This window comes from Paenibacillus sp. Y412MC10, assembly GCF_000024685.1.
Classification (GTDB): domain Bacteria; phylum Bacillota; class Bacilli; order Paenibacillales; family Paenibacillaceae; genus Paenibacillus_AQ; species Paenibacillus_AQ lautus_A.
Genome location: NC_013406.1, coordinates 4,465,841 through 4,481,642, shown reverse-complemented (window position 1 = coordinate 4,481,642; position 15,802 = coordinate 4,465,841). Strand labels below are relative to the sequence as shown.

The 15,802-nt window shown below is 52.1% G+C and carries 14 protein-coding genes; 12 read left to right on the top strand and 2 right to left on the bottom strand.

The genetic code is table 11. From position 1 onward, the window contains the following. The first annotated feature begins 114 nt into the window (after positions 1 to 114). Positions 115 to 1,635 (top strand): glycoside hydrolase family 43 protein, encoded by a 1,521-nt coding sequence (locus GYMC10_RS19325; RefSeq protein WP_015736103.1) that lies wholly within the window; start codon positions 115 to 117, stop codon positions 1,633 to 1,635. A 143-nt stretch (positions 1,636 to 1,778) separates the two neighbouring features. On the opposite strand, the gene GYMC10_RS32335 is transcribed toward GYMC10_RS19325, so the two are convergent. Then, positions 1,779 to 2,504 carry a DUF4183 domain-containing protein gene (locus GYMC10_RS32335; RefSeq protein WP_222838315.1) on the bottom strand — a complete coding sequence of 242 codons (726 nt, stop codon included), beginning with the start codon at positions 2,502 to 2,504 and terminating at the stop codon, positions 1,779 to 1,781. A gap of 493 nt (positions 2,505 to 2,997) precedes the next feature. Between GYMC10_RS32335 and GYMC10_RS19310 the strand changes: the two genes are divergently transcribed. From GYMC10_RS19310 to GYMC10_RS19285, 6 genes are all read left to right on the top strand, one after another. After that, positions 2,998 to 3,411 carry a DUF4183 domain-containing protein gene (locus GYMC10_RS19310; RefSeq protein WP_015736101.1) on the top strand — a complete coding sequence of 138 codons (414 nt, stop codon included), beginning with the start codon at positions 2,998 to 3,000 and terminating at the stop codon, positions 3,409 to 3,411. 707 nt (positions 3,412 to 4,118) lie between these two features. After that, positions 4,119 to 4,655 carry a MauE/DoxX family redox-associated membrane protein gene (locus GYMC10_RS19305; RefSeq protein ID WP_015736100.1) on the top strand — a complete coding sequence of 179 codons (537 nt, stop codon included), beginning with the start codon at positions 4,119 to 4,121 and terminating at the stop codon, positions 4,653 to 4,655. Continuing rightward, positions 4,652 to 5,242: a hypothetical protein gene (locus GYMC10_RS19300; RefSeq protein ID WP_015736099.1), complete on the top strand. Its 591-nt coding sequence runs from the start codon at positions 4,652 to 4,654 to the stop codon at positions 5,240 to 5,242. Before GYMC10_RS19305 ends, GYMC10_RS19300 begins: the two co-directional genes overlap by 4 nt. A 28-nt stretch (positions 5,243 to 5,270) precedes the next feature. Then, on the top strand, positions 5,271 to 7,049 hold the full coding sequence (locus GYMC10_RS19295; RefSeq protein ID WP_015736098.1) for an ABC transporter ATP-binding protein: 1,779 nt from the start codon (positions 5,271 to 5,273) through the stop codon (positions 7,047 to 7,049). A 271-nt stretch (positions 7,050 to 7,320) separates the two neighbouring features. Continuing rightward, positions 7,321 to 8,814, top strand: a complete 1,494-nt coding sequence (locus GYMC10_RS19290) for an amidase family protein (RefSeq protein ID WP_015736096.1) — start codon at positions 7,321 to 7,323, stop codon at positions 8,812 to 8,814. 22 nt (positions 8,815 to 8,836) lie between these two features. Next, the gene (locus GYMC10_RS19285) at positions 8,837 to 9,373 is read left to right on the top strand and encodes a hypothetical protein (protein ID WP_015736095.1); all 537 of its coding nucleotides are present in this window, start codon (positions 8,837 to 8,839) and stop codon (positions 9,371 to 9,373) included. A 216-nt stretch (positions 9,374 to 9,589) separates the two neighbouring features. Here GYMC10_RS19285 and GYMC10_RS19280 read toward each other — a convergent pair whose 3' ends face one another. Then, positions 9,590 to 9,871 carry a CD3324 family protein gene (locus tag GYMC10_RS19280; RefSeq protein ID WP_006211013.1) on the bottom strand — a complete coding sequence of 94 codons (282 nt, stop codon included), beginning with the start codon at positions 9,869 to 9,871 and terminating at the stop codon, positions 9,590 to 9,592. 436 nt (positions 9,872 to 10,307) lie between these two features. Between GYMC10_RS19280 and GYMC10_RS19275 the strand changes: the two genes are divergently transcribed. The 5 genes from GYMC10_RS19275 to GYMC10_RS19255 all read left to right on the top strand — a co-directional run bounded on the left by GYMC10_RS19275 (position 10,308) and on the right by GYMC10_RS19255 (position 15,774). After that, positions 10,308 to 11,999: a GAF domain-containing sensor histidine kinase gene (locus tag GYMC10_RS19275; RefSeq protein WP_015736094.1), complete on the top strand. Its 1,692-nt coding sequence runs from the start codon at positions 10,308 to 10,310 to the stop codon at positions 11,997 to 11,999. A gap of 3 nt (positions 12,000 to 12,002) precedes the next feature. After that, on the top strand, positions 12,003 to 12,665 hold the full coding sequence (locus GYMC10_RS19270) for a response regulator (protein WP_015736093.1): 663 nt from the start codon (positions 12,003 to 12,005) through the stop codon (positions 12,663 to 12,665). Positions 12,666 to 12,859: 194 nt separating this feature from the next. Continuing rightward, positions 12,860 to 13,420: an NADPH-dependent FMN reductase gene (locus tag GYMC10_RS19265; protein ID WP_015736092.1), complete on the top strand. Its 561-nt coding sequence runs from the start codon at positions 12,860 to 12,862 to the stop codon at positions 13,418 to 13,420. Further along, on the top strand, positions 13,417 to 15,129 hold the full coding sequence (locus GYMC10_RS19260) for a VOC family protein (protein ID WP_015736091.1): 1,713 nt from the start codon (positions 13,417 to 13,419) through the stop codon (positions 15,127 to 15,129). The genes GYMC10_RS19265 and GYMC10_RS19260 overlap by 4 nt, the downstream gene beginning before the upstream one ends. 102 nt (positions 15,130 to 15,231) lie before the next feature. Beyond that, positions 15,232 to 15,774 carry an NADPH-dependent FMN reductase gene (locus GYMC10_RS19255; RefSeq protein WP_015736090.1) on the top strand — a complete coding sequence of 181 codons (543 nt, stop codon included), beginning with the start codon at positions 15,232 to 15,234 and terminating at the stop codon, positions 15,772 to 15,774. Positions 15,775 to 15,802: the final 28 nt, after the last annotated feature.

Below are 15,802 nucleotides of genomic sequence, written 5' to 3'. Positions count from 1 at the left end.
TGAGGGGCAGGCCCAAAAGCTGCCTCTCTTTTATGCCAATCTGTTTTTCGCCATTGTTTCATAGACCATCGCTTCTTAGACATAAATAAGGAGTACAGAGGAGTGTTTTGTTTCATGAAGTTTAGCAACCCCATCCTACCGGGCTTTTATCCGGATCCAAGCATTTGCCGTGTTGGCGAAGATTATTATTTGGTGACGAGCACATTTGAGTATTTCCCGGGCGTTCCCATCTTTCATAGCAAGGACTTGGTAAATTGGAAGCAAATAGGCCATTGCCTTACATCGGAAAAACAACTGCCCCTTAAGAAAGCCGGGAGCTCAGGGGGAATTTATGCCCCGACCCTTCGCTATCATGAGGGCTGGTATTATATGACGACAACCAACGTCAGCGGAATCGGCAACTTTTACGTCAAAAGCACGGATCCTGCGGGTCCTTGGTCTGACCCGATCCCTGTCGCCCAGCAAGGCATCGATCCTTCGCTGCTATTTGACGACGATGGTCGCGTCTATTTTCAGACGGCTTGCTACGGCGACGAGGGAGAGGGCATTTATCAATGCGAAATCGATATTGCAAGCAGCAAGAAGCTGACGGAAAGCCGCTTAATCTGGAGAGGAACCGGGGGAGCCAGTCCGGAAGCCCCGCATTTATACAAAATACACGGTCTGTATTATTTAATGATTGCCGAGGGCGGCACCGAGTACGGACATATGGTCACGGTCTCGCGAAGCCGACATCCTTACGGGCCGTTTGAGCCTTGTCCCCATAATCCGATTCTGTCCCATCGAAGCAGGAGAAGCCCCATACACGCGACAGGGCACGCGGATCTGGTGCAGGCTCAGGATGGCACGTGGTGGGCCGTTTTCTTGGGGATCAGGCCGGTTTCATACCCCATGCGCCATCATCTCGGCAGAGAAACTTATCTGGCTCCGGTCACATGGACGGCGGACGGTTGGCCGAGCATCGGATTCAAGGGAAGGGTCGAGCAGGTAATGGACAGTCCTCAGCTGCCGGAATGCCGGTGGCCCGCAAAGCCGTCCAGAGACGATTTCGATCACGCCTCCCTCGGTTTGGACTGGGTCTTTTTGCGCAACCCATTACCAGGGAGCTGGTCGCTGCAGGAACATCCGGGATATCTCATGCTGCGGGGCAACCCATCGTCCTTGAACGACGCGGCATCCCCTGCTTTTGTCGGGCGACGATTAAGGCACTTTTCTTGCAATATATCCGCTGCTCTGGACTTTGAGCCTGCAAACGAGGGGGAAGAAGCGGGATTAACCGTTTTTATGAATGAAAGGTATCATTATGATCTGGCCGTAAAGCTTATAAACGGGGAAAAAACGATCGTATTCAGACGTACCGTGGGGTCGCTTAGCGTAGAACATACCAGTCGCTGTCCGGAGGGGCCTGTCGTGTTACGAATCGAAGCAATGCCCGAGCATTTCCGATTCTCCATGGGACAAAGTTCATCAGAGGTCCTGAATATGGGATCAGGTGAAACCCATCTGCTTGCGACGGAAGTAGCCGGCGGATTTACAGGGTTAATGATTGCTATGTATGCATTCGGCGACAATGGAACAACCCCTGCGCTGTTCGACTGGTTTGATTATGAAGTCATCGATAGCCGGGCCGAATAGTCGAATTCGATAAGATGAAAGAGAGGGGACCGTTTATTTCGGTAACATGTTAAGAAGTAGAGGAAAAAGACATCTTCCTTGCGGCAGATGTCTTTTTTGCGCGAACCTTGCTACCCGCCGCAGCGGGGTGTTTTGCTCACCGTTCAAGCTACCACCTGAACGGTGAGATACAGCACCTCCAGCAAGATGGGCGTTCCGGCCAGAAGCACATCGCCGGGAGAATATAAGGTTAGTGCCTCCGAAGTGATGGTGTAGATTCGGCCTTCCTGAATCATACCGTTGATATAAACGGTCGAGGAGCTGTTCGGACCTACCATAATGCTCTGAAATGCCTGGTTACCGTCGTCATCCGTAAATTGTCCGGCAGATATGACGAAGGGATCATCCAGATTAACCTCGGACATCAATACGTAAAAATAGCGAAGCGTGGTCGGCAGCACGTTAATCTCCGGCACGATGACGCTTCCGGGGATTCCTTGCGGGCCTTGCGGCCCCGTGGGCCCCTGAATGCCCGCCGGCCCTTCCATACCTGGAGTGCCTGGAGCGCCTTGAGGACCTTGGGGTCCCATCGGTCCGGGAATGCCCGCCGGCCCTTCCATACCTGGAGTGCCTGGAACGCCTTGAGGACCTTGGGGTCCCATCGGTCCGGGAATGCCCGCCGGCCCCTCCATGCCAGGGTTGCCTGGAGCGCCCTGAGGACCTTGGGGTCCCACCGGTCCGGGAATGCCCGCCGGCCCCTCCATGCCAGGGTTGCCAGGAACACCCTGAGGGCCTTGGGGTCCCACCGGTCCGGGAATGCCCGCTGCCCCCTCCGAGCCAGGGTTGCCATGAATGCCCTGGGGTCCTTGAAGCCCGGCTGGCCCCGCCAAGCCCGGGTTCCCAGGAACGACTTGAGGGAATAGAGGTAATAGTGTCGATAAGAATTTTTTTGGACCGCGTCCCACTTGACGTCTATGTTGAACAGCAGAGGGGGTGGTCCGATAAGTGGATCTGGAGTTGCATCTCCATTTTCGTTTGCCTGCCGCCACGACTCGTTTGTATTTTCGCTTCTTGCAGTTCCTGCGTTTTCGATATTCTGCAGCTTTTAGAATTCGATATCGTTTCCGCTTGATCACGGGAGTTTTCAGTCTTATCCCCCCTCCCCCCGGATGAATGTCTCCACTTAGTTTATGTTATCGGGGAAGGACTCGAGTGGACATTTATCCTTTCTTCGGTGATATATTGGCCTGAGCATGGATTCATTCACTGTTTGTTTTTTTATATAGTGGGAGAATGTCAGAACCAAATCTCAGAATCTATCATTTAATGATAATGTGGCACAGCCATATTTTTTCTATCTTAGACAAGAGAGGAGTGAAGATCATGCCAGTTATTAAACCAATCATTACCGCGGTCGCATCGGTTCCCGTTGCAACCGGCGGCACGATCACCACGACGGTAACGCCAATCGTAACCCGTTATTTTGCGCTGGTCGACGAAGCGATGATCGGTGCAGACTCGATTACCATGCCGGCCACGAGTTTCATCGATGATGCCGAAGCACCCGTGACGGCATTTCCCGCGTTGACAGGCGCTGAATACTTTAATGTGTATATTAACGGGATGCTGCAGCAGCTCGCGTTATCGACTTTGACAACCGCCAGCTTGGTGCTCGATACGACGGATGTTCCGGCGGGAATACCGGTGTTGTTGGAAATTGCAAGCTTCACGAATACGGCCTCCGCCATCACGACACAGCCTACCATTTCGGCGCCGGTCATTACGATCATCAGTTAAATAGGTAAGCAAAGGGCTGCCCCGATTAACAAAATGGGGCGGCCTTTTGTTTATGTAATTTCTTTAATAAGGGATAATATTCTATTATTTTACTATAAGATATTATCCTTGTAAGAAATGATAAATATAGTATATTTAAAATTATCCTGCAAGCCAGCTAATTAGCATAAACCACTTACACCCCTCAGAAATTGAACCCGCTTACAAACGACTCGGTTTAAGAATTTGAAGATCCCTACAGCCAGCGTTTAACACATTCCGAAGCTTTTTGCATAGCAACACCTTTCATATAAATGACTGAACTTCATGACTTGAAAGGAGGTGAGTATTTATGTGCATTCTTCGTCATACTTCCTGTAACACTACGGAGCAATGCGGACGCGACAAATTCGGCGTTCGTCTTGAAGTATGGGACTGCGGCAACGGTTCGGAAGAGAGATATACTTGCGGCTGTTAATTTTTTGTAAACGCATGAACCTATCTTTTAAACAGCGGAACTACTTGTTCCGCTGTTTATATTTCACGTAGGGCATGCGGCTTCCTTTTACGGTTGAAGAGTGAGGGGTCGAATATGGTTTTGGGTCCATTGCAGTATGATCGAGAACGGGTGAACCGCGAAGAAGAACGGCAAGGTGCAGTCCAAGCAAGATATCAAAGTCATCGAATGGGGGCTTGGTCCCCCTGGTTGTCGGGAAGGAGAATGAACCATGTCCATGAGCGCGCTTTGCCTTTTGTTTCTGACCTTGGTGTTTGTGTTTTCGGGAGTGTCGAAACTGTTATCGTTAGCGGATTTCAGGACGACGATCGAACGGTTGCAGATGCCTGCAGGCCGCTTACGGATTGTACCTGTTCTCATTTGCGCCGCTGAGATTGCAGCCGGGGCGGGTTTATTGTTTTCCTGGAGCAGAGCCGCTGCGCAGATCGTGATTTTTATTTTGCTGGCAGGGTTCGGATACGCCGTTTATCAAGCCAGGGTTGTGCAGAATCAGGAGATCCAATGCAGCTGCTTTGGCTCATGGTTTAGTGAGGCCCTCGGCAAGAATACGGTCGTTAAGATTGCATGCTTAGGTATATTGGATGCGCTAATTTGGCTTTTGTCCGAACCCGTGAATCTCTTCCTCATGCCGGCCCAAGAGGCGGTTCTTACCTTGCTGTCGGCCGGCGGCATTGCCGTTATTTCGTTGGTGGCGGTGAATGCGTATACTCTTGATTCATTACAGGCGAAGGAGGGAACGAATCCATGAATTTGATTACGACCGTGCTCGTAATTCAGTATGGCTTGATATTCAGCTTGGCTTTCTTCATGTTCAAACTGTACCGTCAGGTTCGGGAGTTGAAGTTGAAGCCGCAGACAGTCGTGACCGGGCACGAGATGCCTGCGGTTCCGAAGGAAGGGCTCGAGCTTGGCACGCAGATTCCTCGGGCAGCCTATACGAGCATGGCCGGTGATACCGTGAATTTGTACGACGGCAAGCCCAAAATTCTATTGTTCACGATGAACCATTGCAATGCCTGCAAAGAAACGTACGGGGCCATCAAAGCGTTTATGGCTTCGCATCCGGATCTTTCGGTCACGGTATTCCTATATGCCCAGGATGCGGATGAGGCCGCAGAAATGGCGGTTGCCAATGAGTTAACCGATATGCAGGTCGTGTGGGCAGACCGGGCTATGATCGATTCGTTTAAAGTGAACCGGTTTCCGTTGGCGTTCTACTTATCCGAGGAGCAGCTCGTCATCAACAAAAGCGTCACGAATTATTTGCATCATTTAGAACAAATGATCAACCAGCTGCCTCATGCTAAACCTTCAGCCCTAAACAAATCGGCTTAGCGACGAAGGAGGCTCAAGGTTATACAACATGAAATATGCGAACCTGATGTTCGAGGTTATGAAGCAGGTGTACCGCGTCTCTCCGCGGATGTTCACGAGATCGACCATGATTTATTTGATGCAGGCTTTTTTGCCCGTTGCCCAGATTTATATTACGGCTCAAGTCATAGACGCCGTTACCGGCGTGTTGATTCGGGATCAAGCTCCATACCAAGCATTGTATTGGCTGTTACTCCAGATGGCGGTCATTCTGATTGGCCACGTGCTGGCATCTCTTCAAAAGTATACCGAGCGAAAGATGAATGCTTATGTATCCTACTGGTTTAATCTCCAAGTGTCGGAAAAGTTAAGCAAGCTTCCGTTCGTATTCTTTGAATCTCCGGAAAGCTACGACAAGCTGCAGCGTGCTCTTCGCAATCTGAATATCTGCGGAATTAACATGGTGTTTTACATGTTCTCGATTATTCAGAACCTCATCACGTTGACGGGTTTGCTCGTGCTCTTGTTCAGCTTTCATTACATATTACCAATCGTTATGCTGCTTCTGATCATCCCGCTGTTGATCATCCAGAAGAAAGAGGGGGCTTCCCGCTTCGTGGTCATTCATCAGCAGACGGCTTCGTCCCGTATGGCGGCCTACATGAACCAACTGCTGCAGACGAAGGAAGCGGCCAAGGAAATCCGGCTGTTTCATGCCAAAGATTATTTATTGAACAAATGGCGGGGCATCTATTTCAAAAATACGTATGAAATGCTGGGCGTCGAGCGGAAAAACATGAAGAATCGCCTGATCGTGGAAGGGGCGGTGACGATTTGTTCTTTTAGCATTTTAGCCGTGTTCGTCTGGCTCGGCTCACGCCTCAAACTAACCATCGGCAGCTATGTCGCCCTCTATCAAGCGGTCCAGGACACGCGATATTCCATCCAGAACATCAGTCAGAACATCGGGCAAATCTATCATGACGGTCTGTTTATCCACCAATTGTTCGAATTTCTGGATACGCCGGTTCCGCAGCCGGAAAAAGCGCTGCCGATGACCACGCCTTTGCGGGAGGGAATCGAAGTCGATCGCGTTACCTTTTGTTATCCAAATCAGGGTAAGCCTGTGCTAGACGATTTGACGATTCGCATCAAGCCCGGAGAAAAGGTTGCCATTGTCGGGGAGAACGGTGCGGGGAAGAGCACGCTCGTAAAAATCATGCTAGGCTTGTATGAACCGACGCATGGCGTTGTGCGCTATGGCGGCATCCCGATCCAGGATTATGATTCCGTCAGCTTCCGCAGCAAAGTAACGGCGGTGTTCCAGGATTTTTATCGATATGAATGGACCCTTGAGGCTAACATTGCGCTGCGTGAGCATGATCCGGACGACCGGCAAGCCCATCGCCGATTGAATCAGGCCATGGAGAAGGCCGCGATGACGCCGCTAGTAGATTCGCTGCCGGACGGAGTAGCAACCCAGCTGGGTACGCGCTTCTCCGGCGGGCGCGAACTGTCTCAGGGCCAATGGCAGAAGGTCGCGATCGCCCGGGCGTTCTATCGGGATTTTGAAGTGATCTATCTGGACGAGCCGACGGCGGCCGTAGACCCGCTTACGGAATCCGCGATATTCGAGAGCCTGATGTCCATGACCGAAGGCAAAACCGCCATCTTCATATCGCACCGATTGGGAAGCTGCAGACATGCGGACCGCATTCTCGTCCTCAAGGAAGGGCGAATCGTTGAAGAGGGAAAACATGAGGAATTAATCGGGCAGGGAGCCCATTATGCCGAGATGTTCAATAAGCAGGCCCAGTGGTATCGCTAGCATGCGGCACCGGTTTTGAAGCGCATGCGAAAGTTAAGCGGAGCGGATCAAGAAGTCATTCTTGGTCCGCTTCCTGCGTTTTGTTTACGTTAGGAGGGGCAAGCCGCCATGGGAGACGAGAGAGCCGCTAAGATGCCGACCGATTGCGTGCCAGAAGGAGTTTCATGTCTGAATCCCGAATTGAATAGGGACTTGAAACGTCTGGAGGCTAAAATATGAAACGTTAAACCCCACACCTGCCGCAAGATCAGAAAAATAAGGGGGACCATATATGAGCTTGGATAAAAGAACATGGATTGTGGAAGCAACCATAGCGGATATGCAGCATGCCATGGAAGAAGGCTGGATGTCTTCGGTCGAACTGGTGCAATTGTATCTGGAACGGATCGGGTTATACGATGGATGGCTTCGCTCGATTCTAGAGGTGAACCCGGATGCGCTGCAGATTGCCCAAGAGCTGGATCAGGAGCGCAGAAACTTGGGAGCACGGGGACGGCTGCACGGGATTCCGATACTGCTCAAAGACAACATCGACACCGGGGATCGGCTGCATACGAGCGCCGGCTCCATCACGCTGGCCGATTCGTACGCCGCCAAAGATTCCTTTGTTGCCGCAAAGCTCCGAGAGGCGGGGGCCGTTATTCTGGGCAAGAGCAACATGACCGAGTGGGCGAATTTCATGTCCTCGACCATGTGGGCAGGATACTCGTCAAGACGCGGGCTTACTTTAAATCCCTACGGTCCCGGCGAAATGTTCGTCGGAGGTTCGAGCTCCGGTTCCGGAGCTGCAGTGGCGGCGAATTTGGCTGCGGCAGCCATCGGCACGGAAACTTCGGGATCGATTATCAGCCCTTCCAGCCAGAACAGTCTGGTCGGCTTGAAGCCGACGATCGGTCTGGTAAGCCGGACGGGCATCATTCCCATCACGCATACGCAGGATACGGCAGGTCCAATGACCCGAACGGTGGAAGATGCCGCGATTCTGCTTGGCGTGATCGCGGGTGCGGATGACCTGGACGAGGTGACCAAGACTTCTGCTCAAGCAAGGGTAGAGGATTACACGAAGTTTCTGGACGCCAGTTATCTGAAGCGGGCCCGAATCGGGATTCCCCGATACTACTATAAGCACCTGGATCAGGATAGACTAGATATCGTAGAGTCTGCCATTGATGTTCTTCGCGAACAAGGCGCGACCATCATCGATCCGGTGGAACTGCCATGCCAGGGCACCCGATGGGATGCCAACGTACTTCGCTATGAATTCAAGAAATACGTCAATGATTATTTGGCGAATGTAGCTCCGTCGCTGCCGGTTCATTCATTAGCTGAGGTTATCGCTTATAATGAGGCACACGCCGACATAGCCCTGAAATATGGACAGGATACGCTGATTTGGGCCGAGGAAACAAGCGGTGCGTTGACCGAAAAAGAGTATTTGGAGAGCAAGCGGAAGAACAAGGAAAGGGCGGGCGCCATGGGAATTGACCATGTACTGCGGGAGCATCAGCTGGACGCACTGCTGTTTCTGGGTAATGAATATGGACCCGATCTGGCTGCCCGTGCAGGGTATCCTTCGGTTACCGTTCCCGGCGGTTATGCCGAGAATGGGATCATAGCTCCGGGAGGATACAACACCAAAGGTCCTCAGGGCATCACATTCATCGGGACGGCTTATAGCGAGCCGGTGTTGATTCAGTTAGCCTACGGCTTCGAGCAGGCCACCAAGCATCGTGTGCCGCCGAACCTTTCATCCCAGTCATCATAGTAAAGAGAGGTGATGTTCAATCATGCCGCGCAATTTGGAGTATGTCCCATACGGCTACGAGCCCCCGAAGCCGACAACGAAAGGCACCTTGATATTTTACGATCTTTTTGAGCAGGATCAGGTGGCCCTCGAGCAGGCGGCTGCCATCTTGGAGGAACGATCCTTCGCAAAGTTGGTGTTGTATCCGCTGCACGAAGAGACGGTGAAGCGGATGTTCAAGGAGCCGGTGAGCCCTTATTACAAGCGGGAGAAACAGCTTCAGGAATGGATTGAGGAGCACGGAAGACCTTCGGTCGTGATTGAATCGTTCGAGTCGAAGCGAAAAAAATACACGCCGATCGATACGGCGCTTCGACATCTGGTCGAGAAGTACGGAAGTCCCCACTTTCTTCTCCTGACTCCCGAGGTAGCTAACGTGTTTGCTTCGTTTTCTTCCTTCGAGGAATGGATCGTGAAGCTGAGGCTGATCTTGTTGTCCGAGCCGCCGGTTCTGCATCCGAGGCTGGAGAAATTCCGCCATCGATGGGATGTAGCCGGGGAGAAGCGGGAAGAACTTTAGGGTACATTCAAGCCCGGCTGCAGCTCGTTTGCAGCCGGGCCTTTTCTATGGTGCAGACGAATCGGACAAGGTGGCAATGCGGTAAAAATGCCGAACAGCCCTAAAAACGGTACATCGCGGGTTCACCGTGCCCCGATCCATGCAACATGAAAAGGACTGTACCCCGTGGGAACAGTCCTATGTTAATCCGTGCGGAGACCGTTAAACCTCATCGGTTCAGGTCCCTACGCGGGTAAGTTTACTTATGATCTTGCGCACGCTTTCTCCAGACAGGAAGTAGGTCCGTTCCAATTCCTCAATGGACCGTCCTTTGCAGTAAGCGCGATACATTTCTTTATTGCGACTTTCGATGCGTTGTTTGGAACCGCTTAACTCTCCCCAGCCGGCTCTTTGCTCGCTCTGTTTCGGTATGTAGAGTAATTCTCCGTCTATATACTGTTGAATTTGCTGCAGCAGCTCGGGGGGAAGCACTTCTCTTCCGTTCTTGTAATGGCCCATCGATGCCCTCCTCTTTCTGTGTACATATTTAAGCTATCGCTGAGTTTCAAAACAATTGCATTGATCATGCTTGCCCTCCTCCTTTCGTGAAATTGGTTTTTTTAGATTTTGGTTTTATTGGAGTTGAAAATAGATATAGGGAGCCCGCGGCGGGCTCCCATTTAACGGATATTCGCTTTACGCGAATACCACCTCACGGATCTGAATCATTGCAATCAGCCTCCTTTCAGCTCATTTCGTCGGCCCGACTTCTATATTAAGCCATATGTAGGTGGAAATTTGCAAGAGATAAAACAATATTAATTGTTTTTTACCACGATTCATGGGATGAATGATCTGCACCGGCCAGGAATTCCATTCGGAATTTGGATGGTGCGTGACAGGATTATATAATATAGTTACTTCAGAATGCAAAATAAAGAAGGAGCTTGCTTGTATGTCCACACACGACCCGCATATCCAGGAGTTAATCACGTTGAAGACGATTGCCGAAACGCTGAACGAATCCAATGAGTTAGCCCCCATGCTGGACGTTGTTATCGGCAAACTGCTGGAGCTGACCGGACTTACGACCGGTTGGCTGTTCCTGGTGGAAGAGAAGAGAACGCATGAATTCGTAGCGGGCCGGAATCTGCCGCCTGCTCTGAGACGGGAAGATGACGAACCGATGAGGTGCGGCAGCTGCTGGTGCCTGGAGCGCTATGATGACGGCCGACTGAAAAATGCCGTGAACATTTTGAATTGCAAACGTCTGGATAACGCCGTTCGTTATCAGTGGGGCGACACGGAGGGAATTACCCATCATGCTACCGTTCCGCTGCGTTCCGGCAGCCGCAGGTTCGGCGTGCTGAATGTGGCCGCACCCGGGAAGCTTCATTTTTCCAAGGAGGAGCTGGCACTGCTGGAATCGGTAGCCTACCAAATCGGCAGCGCCATCGAGCGCATGCGTCTGTACGCGGCTGAGCAGCGTCGGGCTGATTTGTTCGCCCGGCTAGGAGAATATAGCAGCGCGCTAGGCGCTTATGCATCCCAAGCAGTGAGCCGGGCCGAATTAACGGAGCAGGTGATGAGTTTGCTCGGCCGTTATTTTGATTGGCCGGTTGCGGCGCTGCTTGAACCGGTGGGCCAGGAAATCACGCTGCGTGCGCTATACAGCGGTGGACAGACCACGCTGCCCCATGCCAAATTTCCGCTAGCCGACATGGCTCGGACCGGTCCTGATGCAGTGAAGCACTCAGCAGAGCCGATCGGCGATCCGGATGCGCAGCAACTTGCGAATCAACTGGTGGAGAAAGGATGGATAGCTCCCATTCGTCGAGCCGTTGCGGTACCGCTTGCGGTTGCTTCGGACTCCTTAACCGGGATGCTCTTGGTGGGCTATGAACAGTATGGAGACCAGCATCGGGCGGACATGGAGGTCATCGAGGCCATAGCGGAGCATATCGGCATGACGCTTCAGCGCATCCGTCTGGAGGAGAACCGGCGGGAGCTCGCAAGGATGGATGAACGAAATCGCCTGGCCCGGGACCTGCACGACTCGGTAAGCCAAACCCTGTTCTCGCTGGTGATGATGTCCAAAGGTGTAGGGGGGATGATTGCCGCTGAACCGGATGAGTCGAAAAGCTTGCTCCAGGACACGATCCACGATATCCAGTCATTATCGCAAAGCGCACTAAAGGAAATGCGAGAGCTGATCATGCAGCTTCGCCCGCCCGGACTTGAGGAGGGGCTGATGACAGGTCTACAGCAATACGGCGAACGATTGAAGCTTCATGTGCGTACACATATCAGCGGGATGCAGGAGCTGCCGCGGATTGCGGAAGAGGCATTGTGGAGGATCGGGCAAGAGGCGCTGAACAATGTGAGCAAGCATGCGGATACGAAGGAAGTAACGGTAGCGTTATCCTTGCAGAATGATGAAGCGGAGCTTCGGATCGAGGATCAAGGGCGCGGGATAACCAAGCAACGATGGAAGGAGCTGACGCGGCATTCCATCGGCCTGTCCAGCATGCGGGAGCGGGCCGAATCGCTCGGAGGCCAGTTCCGTTTATACAGCGTGCACCGGGAGGGAACCATCATTGAGGTTACGATACCCTTGAAGGCGGTCACAACAGAGAAAGGGGGATAACCGATGATCCGATTGTTAATAGCTGACGATCACGCCATGGTACGGCGGGGCCTCCAGGTTTTTCTGGCGACGCAGCCGGATATCGAAATGGTGGGAGAAGCCGCGAATGGCGAAGAGACGCTGGAACAGGCCAAACTTTTGCTGCCTGATGTCGTGTTGATGGATTTGAATATGCCTGTATTGAATGGCATCGATACCACGGCACGTTTGAAAAAAGAACTGCCTCATATCAAAGTGATCGTACTGACCTCGTTTGTTGATTACGATCATGTTCTGCCTGCGATTCGAGCGGGTGCTCGCGGCTATCTCCTGAAGGATATCGAGCCGGAGGAATTGGTAGCCGGGATCCGACGCGTGTTCCAAGGACAGGTCGAATTGCATCCGGATGCAGCCGGCCTGCTCATGACGCATGTTACTTCCCCGGCGGGAGAGGATGAGGCCAATGGATCCAGCCATCAGGAAGCTGCGCAGCTGGATAAGCTTACCCGCCGAGAGCAGGAAGTATTGCAGCTGATTGCCTCTGGGATGAATAACAGGGAAATCAGCGAAGCGCTTTATATTACCGAGAAGACGGTCAAAACCCATGTCAGCCACCTGCTGGATAAGCTTGGGGTTGCCGACCGGACACAGGCTGCCATCTATGCGCTTAAGCATGGAATCGTATAGGATTAGGGATTTGCTGCTTATGCAATATAACCGTACATAATGATCATTTCTAAGACTATAGTCGTAGAAGCTCTCAGCCGAAGGCATGAGAGCTTTTGCTCGTAAAATCACTCGATATGTTGACGATTTCATGACGTGCCTCCTCTACAATGTATTTAACAAAACATTCGAATACGAATAAGGGAGGCATTACCATGAAGATCGTAATTATCGCAGGCAGCAATCGCAAAGAAGCGACAAGCACCATTTTGGCCAAAGCCTTGGAAGCGCAAATGAACCGGTTGTTCGTCGAAGTGAAGCTGTTTAATTTGTATGAAACGCCGCTCCCGTTCTATTCCCCGGACGAAATATTCAACCGGCATGAGGGCGTGCGTGAGCTGCAGCGGTTATTAATGGAGGCGGACGGCGTCATTTTGACTACCCCGGAGTATCACGGCGGGATGAGCGGAGTGTTGAAGAATGCTCTGGATCATTTGGGGCAAATGCATTTCTCGGGTAAACCCGTCTTATCGGTAAGCTCGGCAGGCGGGGCGGTCGGCGTAAGTTCACTGCAGCAAATGCAGGCCACCATACGCAATTTGCATGGTATTAATAGTCCGGAATGGATTTCCATTGGCGGATCTCAACGGGCCATTTACGAATCGGAAGCGGCTGAGGGTACGATCGTGCTGGATTATCGGGCGAAAGAGGCGCTTTCCATCTTTATGGAGCTGGTTAAGAAGATCAGCAATAAAGTGGAGGCTGAAATCTCATGATCACCCATTTCGCCGGATTAACTTTAAGGACCGTCTCCATCGAGGGAGTGAAGCAATTCTATCACGGATTGCTTCAATTCCCGGTCGTCAGAGAAAGCGAGGCCGAAATTGCATTTCAGCCTACACCCGATTTCACGCTTGTATTTGAAGAGGTGTTTGAACCCATAGCCCCTGCCCATATCGCGTTTGAAGTGGCTTTCTCCCAATTTGATTCCACCGTCAGGAGCCTCGCGGAACAGGTGCCGTTGTTGAAATGGCCGGACGGCAAGGTGGTCGAACCCTTCGATTCCGGCGTGAACGTATACTTCAGGGATGGGGATGGAAATTTACTGGAATTTATCGCCCATCCGGATTTAAAGGAAGGAGTCCTGACCCCGAGCGGTAAATATGGCGTCCTCTATTTGCGGGAAGTGGGACTGCCTGTCGAGGATCCGGTAGCTGCCCGACTGTGGATGCAGCGGACACTCGGATTCACCATCGCCAAGGAATCGGAACAATTTGCTTTTGTCATCGGCGGAACGGCCCATGCCGTTGTGGTATCCACGAGGCGCAAATGGATCCCGATCTCGATGTATGCGCTGGCACCGACGCTGGAATTAACGTATGGCGTCACCGACGAGCGGTTTATAGACCGGGTCCGCTCGGCCCTGGATCGGCGGATGATCCAATCGGATAACGATGAGGGACTGCGTTTTAGAATGTACGGCTACAGCATCAGGTTGAAGATAACCAGCTTTCCCAAGGACATTGCAGCCAAGCTGAATCTGCCGAGTGCCGCCGAAGGGGAGGAGGTGAACCCGGTCATTGACGACCAATATTTGATAGACGGTCTCACGGCTTTGAGCCGCGGCGGCGAAGTCGGTTGGTTTGAAGGGCATGTCGGCGGAGCGTATTTGGCAGCGTATTACATGCAGAAGGAGCAAGATCTGCCTCAAGATGTGCTTCATGGATTGGCTGCCAATTGCCGTCATCTGCGCGCTCAGCATGAAGATTGGTTTGAACCGTATCCATCCGAGCCCGCTCAGCCTGAGTTGATGGATCAATTGCTGGAAGGGCTTCTGCCCAACCTGACAAGCCTGAGCACCTCGGGCCACGGCGTGACCCTGGGCGTGCTCGGACTGAAAGCACTGCGGGACCGTCCGGACTTACTGACTCCGTCCATCGTGAGAGGTTTGCTTAAGCTCATGGACGATGCAGCGAGTGAACATAAGCTTGCAAGGTATTACGGGATTGACGATTATACGCAGCTGGATCTATCGGAAATCTCACTCTCGGAAATACCGCCTTACCGGGATGCGTCCGATTTGGCATGCCGCGCACTTTCCGAGCTGGATCACGTGCTGCCGGATCAGCATGTGGATGGCCAATATTATTTTTTTGCCGGTGAGCTTGAGCATGGGATTACCCACGCACACGCGCTGATTGAGCTGGAACGGCTCGGTTATGCCCAGTTGGGCAAGCTGGGCCAAGGCAATCACCGGCTCCAAACGAAACTTAACCGTCTCAGACCTCAAGCGCTTATGGCTCAGGGGATCGATGCGCCTGCCAAGGCTTCCATCACGGAATCGGCCTATTGGAGCCGGCTGTATGAAGATCCGCATGCCATCAAGGTACCTTACGCCGCCATGGCGCTGCTGCGGCATGTGCCTGTTGAAAGAAGGGGAGACCTGGAACGTGAAGTATGTAAGCTGCTGTCCCTGATGAAGTAGAACATGGCTATTTTGACAATGGTAAAATATGGTGATAGGCTAAAATAAGTTACCCAATAACTGAATCATGTATGCTGGAAAGGCATAGAACTGGAGGATATCATGAACGTTGCAATCGTTGTGGGAAGCATTAGAAAAGAGTCGTACAATCGGAAGCTGGCGGAATATTTGAAGCAGCGCTATTCGGATCAGATCGCCTTTGATATCGTGGATCTTCGCGATCTTCCGTTCTACGATCAAGACACGGAGTTGGACCCTCCAGCGGCCGTCAAGGAATTCAAGGAGCGGATTGCCGCTTCCGATGCCGTATTGTGGATCACGCCGGAATATAATTATTCCATACCGGGCGTGCTCAAGAATGCGCTGGATTGGTTATCGCGCGTCGATAAGGTCATGAACGGGAAGCCTTCCTGGATCATGGGGGCGTCGATGGGGCAGCTCGGAACGGTTCGCGCCCAAGAGCATCTTCGGGACATTCTCTTCTCCGTTGGCATTACCTCACCGCTGCTTCCCAATAATGAAGTTTATATCGGCGCCGTGCACGAGAAGATGGATGAGTCCGGCAAGCTGATCCATGAACCGACGATCGGTTTCATCGATATCGTGGTGAACAATTTCATGACGTGGATGAAAGCCAGGAAATAAAACATGAAGTCTGGAGCCCTTTGGCAGT

Bases quoted from the DNA above. Each gene is read 5' to 3' on its own strand.
- GYMC10_RS19275 (WP_015736094.1), top strand. From the start codon at position 10,308: ATGTCCACACACGACCCGCATATCCAGGAGTTAATCACGTTGAAGACG.
- GYMC10_RS19310 (WP_015736101.1), top strand. From the start codon at position 2,998: ATGCCAGTTATTAAACCAATCATTACCGCGGTCGCATCGGTTCCCGTT.
- GYMC10_RS19280 (WP_006211013.1), bottom strand. From the start codon at position 9,871: ATGGGCCATTACAAGAACGGAAGAGAAGTGCTTCCCCCCGAGCTGCTG.
- GYMC10_RS19265 (WP_015736092.1), top strand. From the start codon at position 12,860: ATGAAGATCGTAATTATCGCAGGCAGCAATCGCAAAGAAGCGACAAGC.
- GYMC10_RS19295 (WP_015736098.1), top strand. From the start codon at position 5,271: ATGAAATATGCGAACCTGATGTTCGAGGTTATGAAGCAGGTGTACCGC.
- GYMC10_RS19260 (WP_015736091.1), top strand. From the start codon at position 13,417: ATGATCACCCATTTCGCCGGATTAACTTTAAGGACCGTCTCCATCGAG.
- GYMC10_RS19255 (WP_015736090.1), top strand. From the start codon at position 15,232: ATGAACGTTGCAATCGTTGTGGGAAGCATTAGAAAAGAGTCGTACAAT.
- GYMC10_RS19300 (WP_015736099.1), top strand. From the start codon at position 4,652: ATGAATTTGATTACGACCGTGCTCGTAATTCAGTATGGCTTGATATTC.
- GYMC10_RS19285 (WP_015736095.1), top strand. From the start codon at position 8,837: ATGCCGCGCAATTTGGAGTATGTCCCATACGGCTACGAGCCCCCGAAG.
- GYMC10_RS19290 (WP_015736096.1), top strand. From the start codon at position 7,321: ATGAGCTTGGATAAAAGAACATGGATTGTGGAAGCAACCATAGCGGAT.
- GYMC10_RS19325 (WP_015736103.1), top strand. From the start codon at position 115: ATGAAGTTTAGCAACCCCATCCTACCGGGCTTTTATCCGGATCCAAGC.
- GYMC10_RS19270 (WP_015736093.1), top strand. From the start codon at position 12,003: ATGATCCGATTGTTAATAGCTGACGATCACGCCATGGTACGGCGGGGC.
- GYMC10_RS19305 (WP_015736100.1), top strand. From the start codon at position 4,119: ATGTCCATGAGCGCGCTTTGCCTTTTGTTTCTGACCTTGGTGTTTGTG.